At 34.2% G+C, this 5,320-nt stretch carries 5 protein-coding genes, 1 tRNA gene and 1 pseudogene; 5 read left to right on the top strand and 2 right to left on the bottom strand.

Annotation, left to right across the window (positions count from 1 at the left end; all coding sequences use genetic code 11):
• Positions 1–61 precede the first annotated feature (61 nt).
• The 5 genes from dnaG to ACKI4K_RS05860 all read left to right on the top strand — a co-directional run bounded on the left by dnaG (position 62) and on the right by ACKI4K_RS05860 (position 3,887).
• On the top strand, positions 62–1,306 hold the full coding sequence (dnaG, locus tag ACKI4K_RS05880) for a DNA primase DnaG (protein WP_407423201.1): 1,245 nt from the start codon (positions 62–64) through the stop codon (positions 1,304–1,306).
• A 206-nt stretch (positions 1,307–1,512) separates the two neighbouring features.
• Entirely contained in the window at positions 1,513–2,118 is a 606-nt protein-coding gene (locus ACKI4K_RS05875; RefSeq protein WP_407423203.1) for a biotin transporter BioY, read from the top strand.
• Between the two features lie 35 nt (positions 2,119–2,153).
• The gene (locus ACKI4K_RS05870; RefSeq protein ID WP_407423199.1) at positions 2,154–2,540 is read left to right on the top strand and encodes a DUF1284 domain-containing protein; all 387 of its coding nucleotides are present in this window, start codon (positions 2,154–2,156) and stop codon (positions 2,538–2,540) included.
• A 61-nt stretch (positions 2,541–2,601) separates the two neighbouring features.
• A tRNA-Gln gene (locus tag ACKI4K_RS05865) sits at positions 2,602–2,673 on the top strand.
• A 29-nt stretch (positions 2,674–2,702) separates the two neighbouring features.
• Positions 2,703–3,887: an ATP-grasp domain-containing protein gene (locus tag ACKI4K_RS05860; protein WP_407423197.1), complete on the top strand. Its 1,185-nt coding sequence runs from the start codon at positions 2,703–2,705 to the stop codon at positions 3,885–3,887.
• Positions 3,888–4,154: 267 nt separating this feature from the next.
• Here the strand turns inward: ACKI4K_RS05860 and ACKI4K_RS05855 are convergent, their stop codons facing one another.
• Both ACKI4K_RS05855 and ACKI4K_RS05850 read right to left on the bottom strand, forming a co-directional pair.
• On the bottom strand, positions 4,155–4,841 hold the full coding sequence (locus ACKI4K_RS05855; protein ID WP_407423195.1) for a V-type ATP synthase subunit D: 687 nt from the start codon (positions 4,839–4,841) through the stop codon (positions 4,155–4,157).
• 27 nt (positions 4,842–4,868) lie between these two features.
• Positions 4,869–5,320 (bottom strand): annotated as a pseudogene (locus tag ACKI4K_RS05850) (V-type ATP synthase subunit B); the annotation flags it as partial.

Raw genomic sequence — 5,320 nt, 5'->3', positions numbered from 1 at the left:
ATAATTTAAATTTTTAGCAATTACATAAATTATCCCGATTAAAAGCTTAGGAGGCTTAAATATGGGAAAAGGTGAAGAATTAACAACAACAAAATATTTAATCCACGCTCAAATTACAGCTAATGGTATTGTTGAAAAACCAGACGTTGTTGGCGCTGTATTTGGGCAAACTGAAGGTTTACTTAGTAACGATTTAGATTTAAGAGAACTTCAAAGAACTGGAAGAATTGGAAGAATACAAGTTAACATTCAATCCAATGGCGGAAGAGCTAAAGGAGCGATTGTGATTCCATCCAGTTTGGACAGAGTTGAAACCGCCATACTTGCAGCATCTCTTGAAACAATTAATCGTGTTGGACCTTGTGAAGCCGAAATCCAGACTTTAAAAGTTGAGGACGTAAGGGCTGTCAAAAGAGAACAGGTTGTAAACCGTGCTAAAGAAATCTACAAAAACATGGTTGAAAGCGTTGGTCCGGCCAGCATGAAAATGATTGAAGAAGTAAGGGAAGCTATGAGAGTTCACGAAATCTCCGAATATGGTGATGACCGCTTGCCAGCAGGTCCGAGCATCCACACTTCCGATGCAATTATCGTAGTGGAAGGACGTAGCGACGTTTTAAACTTACTTAAATACGGTATTAAAAATACTGTTGCTGTTGAAGGCGTAAGTGTTCCCCAATCAATTGGGGAATTAAGTAAAAAAAGAACAACTACTGCATTTGTAGATGGTGATAGGGGCGGAGAGCTCATCTTAAAAGAACTTTTACAAATTGGAGATGTTGACTATATTACCCGTGCTCCAAAAGGAAAAGAAGTGGAAGACCTAGAAAAAGACGAGGTTCTAGTTGCACTTAGAGACAAAGTTCCTACAGCACAATTCTTAGCTAACCACAATATCTTAAATGAATCTAATGGAAATCATAAAAGAGATCATAACAATAAAAAATACAATAGAAATTCCAGAAGACATCAAAAATTCACTCCCCGTGAAGAAGTCGCACCGGAACCGGTCGTTGAAGATGATGAAGTTACCTTAATGAAAGATATGTTAAGGGAATTTGAAGGAACCGGCAATGGAGCTATTTTAGATGAAGCATTGAATATGACTAAAGAGGTGGAAGTGGAAAACCTCTACGAAGAAATCAAAAATATTGATGGAACTGCAGACAGCGTCATATTTGATGGTGTGATCTCCCAAAGATTGGTTGATGTAGCTTCCGAAAAAGGAATTAAAAAATTAGTCGCATTCAAATCAATGAACATAGTTAAAAAACCACATGAAGTGAAATTAATAACTATTGACTAAAACTATCCATTTAAGGAAATAGAATTACTATTTCCACACTTTCTTATTTTTAAAACACCACCCAAACTATTTTTCAATTTAAAACCTGCATATAATTATAAACACCATTTATCCGAATGAGAAAAAAACAATGTTTTCAAAAATAATATATAATATAATTAACAGAAATTTAATAGGATTTACAAAATCGGAGGGAAAAAATGAATATTAATATGGATAACTATTATTGTACTAGAAAAAATATTTTTGAAAGAATTCAGGATGCTAGTACAGCTACTAAAATCCTTATGTCCTTAATGATGGCATGTTTTACCGGGATTATGGCTCAAATCATTATTCCACTCCCGTGGACACCAGTACCTATTACCGCACAAACTTTTGCTGTATTATGCTCTGGTTTATTCTTAGGTAAAAAATATGGATGCTTAAGCCAAATATTATACATTGTCTTAGGTATTGCATTCATTCCTTGGTTTGGAGGAATGACTGGCGGTATTGAAATATTTTTAGGATCAACATTTGGATTCTTCATTGGATTTGTTATTGCATCTTACTTCATTGGGGCAATTACCGAAAAATATGCTAAAGCACGTAACTTCAAAAGAATGGTAATTGTAATTGGTGTTGCAAACTTTGCATTAATCTACATTCCCGGCCTTTTAGGATTAGCATTATGGTACAGCTTGACTCAGGGTGCAACCATCGGCGTTGTTGACCTGTTAATGATGGGACTTGTTCCATTTATTTTTGGAGATATTGTTAAAGTCTTAGGTGCTGCTTCAGTATCTAAAGTATTCCTACCTAAAGACTAAAACAATCTTTTCTTTTTTTATTTATTTTGATTAATATGAAACTTATTTTAAGAGGCCATCACTTATTATGCCTTCAAGGCTTTCAGGGTTATGGTTATGATAAGGCATTTGTTGAAAACATGACTGAAATTAACCAGATGAGAAAATTATCCGGCACCACCGTCACCCTTACGAATTCACCGGATGATATTTGCAAATCCTGCCCAAATTTAAAAGATAATCTATGCCAAAATCAGAAACAGAATGAAAGAATTATATCAATGGATGAAGAAGTATTATCAAAACTTAACACCACAAAAGAATATGATGCCCAGGATTTATTTAAAGAGGTAGAAAAAATTTTCAATTCAAAAGAAAGCATCTCTAAAATATGTTCTAAATGTATGTGGCATAAAGAATGTTTATTTTATCTAAATCTTTAAAACCGATACTTTTAAATACTACATAATAAATATATATTAAATGTTGTATTACAACAAATATAGTCCCGTAGGGTAGTGGTAATCCTTCTAGGCTTTGGACCCGGAGACGGCGGTTCGACTCCGCTCGGGACTATTCTAATTAACTATTTTTATTGATATTTTATGGAAAAGCTATTGCTTATTGGAATTGATACAAGAAGTATGCTTAACAGTGCTTTAAAACTAGATTACACCATCTTTTCAACAAGTTATTTTTCAACTTCAGATACTCCCAAAATCAAAAATCAAAAAATCGTTCTGAAAGAAGAAGCCGATGCAAGTTGCGGAATATTTGAAGATGAATTTGACAGCAGACATCTCCTGGAAATTTCCCAGGATTACATAGATGAAGTCGACTACATCATACCCCTATCCGGAGTATCGCCCGGCGACTTTTCAAAAAAAGATCAGAAAAAGATATTGGGAACAACCGACGTTGGAGATATCGAAAACAAATACCGATTTTACAGAAAAATCAGAAATAAATTTCAAACACCTGCGACTTTTAGTGTAAATGATATGGATGAAGCATTTGAAATTCAGAACTCTTGCCCCGACACCAAATTTATTTTAAAACCTCTTAAAGGAAGTGGAGGGTATGACATAAATCTTTTAGATAATGATGCGAATATTGAATTTAATGATAATGATTTTATCCTTCAGGAATATGTCTCCGGAATCAACTTAAGTTCATCGATTCTTGCAAGCAAAAATGATTCAAAAACGATAATGACATCAAGACTGCTGACAATGAATGATTTTGAAAAGAATAACAGTTTCATATACGTTGGGAATATTCTGCCTTTAACGGAAGAGTCAATCATGAGCTATGCTGAAAATGTTGATGAAATAAATAGTGAAATGATAGGCACTTCACAAAAACTTGCCAAAGAATTCAATCTACTCGGATCAAATGGTGTTGATTATATCTTTAATGAAAATGGCCTTCATGTTATTGAAATCAATCCAAGAATTCAGGGAACATTCGAATGTGTGGAAATCACCCTTGGAATAAATCTGCTCGATGCACATATCAAAGCATGCCTTGGAGAGCCTGTGGAAATTCCAAAGGCAAAATGTTATGCTTATAAGAAAATAATCTATTCACCTACACGGATGAAATATGAAAATATGGGATTGGACAATATCTATGACCTCCCACACCAGGGCTCAATAACTGAAAAATCACAGCCATTGCTAACAATTATAGATAAAGATAATGATTTTGAAAAATTATATGAAAAAGTCGAATCAACCAGTAAAAAAGTAAATGAACTATCTAAAAAAAGCCAAGTAGATGAACAATAAATAATATTACCCCAATTGTTATCATAAATGTGGTTGCAATCATTCCATAGGTTATCCACATAAACAGACGTGCTTTATTATCAGGGTCTTTCATAAATTGGTCAATTGGATTTCTTTTCATTTTTACACCGTTTCTCTGAATTTCTAGAAAAAAATTTTTTTACAGTAACTCGTTTAACTAAACTAATTTTAAAAATAAACTCATAAATAATCTTTAATTAAAAAAATAATAAAAAATAGAAGAAAATGAGAAGAATTAAGAAAAATTTAGGCTTCTGCATTTTGAGCTGCTTCTGCTGCAGCTGCCGCTTTTTCATTTTTCTCAATAGTAGACCTAATCATTTTCAATCTAACGAAGTTTTCCCTTTCCATTTCTTGGAGTCTCATATCAATATACTTTTCAGTATTTTGGAATCTAGGAATCATAATATGTTCTAAAGCATTTACCCTACGTTTAGTAGCTTCAATTTCCTCAGCAAGTAAGAAAATAGTTTTTTCCACTTCACCAAGTTCAATCAAATACTTAACGGATTCCTCGAATTTTTTAGCAGCTTCGTCTAATTGGATTGTAGTATCAGAAAACCCGTAACCCCTGTCAACAATGGACCTTTCTTCCATTTGAACATTTGTAACAGGCACTGCAACACCCATAACACTTCTTGATGAGATTTCCACATCAATAGATTCTTTAACAGATAATGCTGCCTTTCTAACAGCCAAATCACCCATAGCAATTTGAGCTTCAAGCAAAGCATCATTTGCTTCTTTTAGACTTAATTCTGCGTTTTCACGAATACCTTTGACACGATCCAAGATATCAAAAAACTCTTTAATTAAAGCATCCCTTTTCTCTTTAAGTAAACCATGCCCTTTGACAGCCAGTTTAGTCCTATTCTTAAGGGACAACAATTCCATACGAGTTGGATTAATTCCATCTATAATATCTTGTGCCATTTAATCACCTACATTGCTGTAATGAGATTATGCATCTTTTGGAAGGTATTGTTCAACAAATTCTTCTTTAACCCTTTTGAGTTCTGCTTTAGGTAAGATTTTGAGTAAACTCCAACCAAGATCTAAAGTTTCGAAGATTGTTCTGTCTTCATCTTTACTTTGGGTAATGAATTGGTCTTCGAATGCTTGAGCAAATTCTAAGAATTTTTGATCCCTTTCAGTAAGTGCTTCTTCCCCTACAACCGCTACTAAGTCTCTTAATTCACGACCTTCAGCGTAAGCGGAGTAAAGCTGGTCAGATACACCACTGTGGTCATCCCTAGTTTTGTCTCCACCGCTACCACCACTCATCAAACGAGAAAGTGAAGGAAGTACGTCTACAGGAGGATAAATACCTTTCCTTGAGATTTCCCTACTTAATACGATTTGTCCTTCGGTAATATAACCGGTTAAGTCAGGAATTGGGTGAGTAATATCGT

The sequence above is a fragment of the Methanobrevibacter sp. genome (assembly GCF_045644645.1).
Classification (GTDB): domain Archaea; phylum Methanobacteriota; class Methanobacteria; order Methanobacteriales; family Methanobacteriaceae; genus Methanocatella.
Note: the sequence above shows the minus strand (reverse complement) of the source record. Positions and strands in the feature narration are given on the sequence as shown.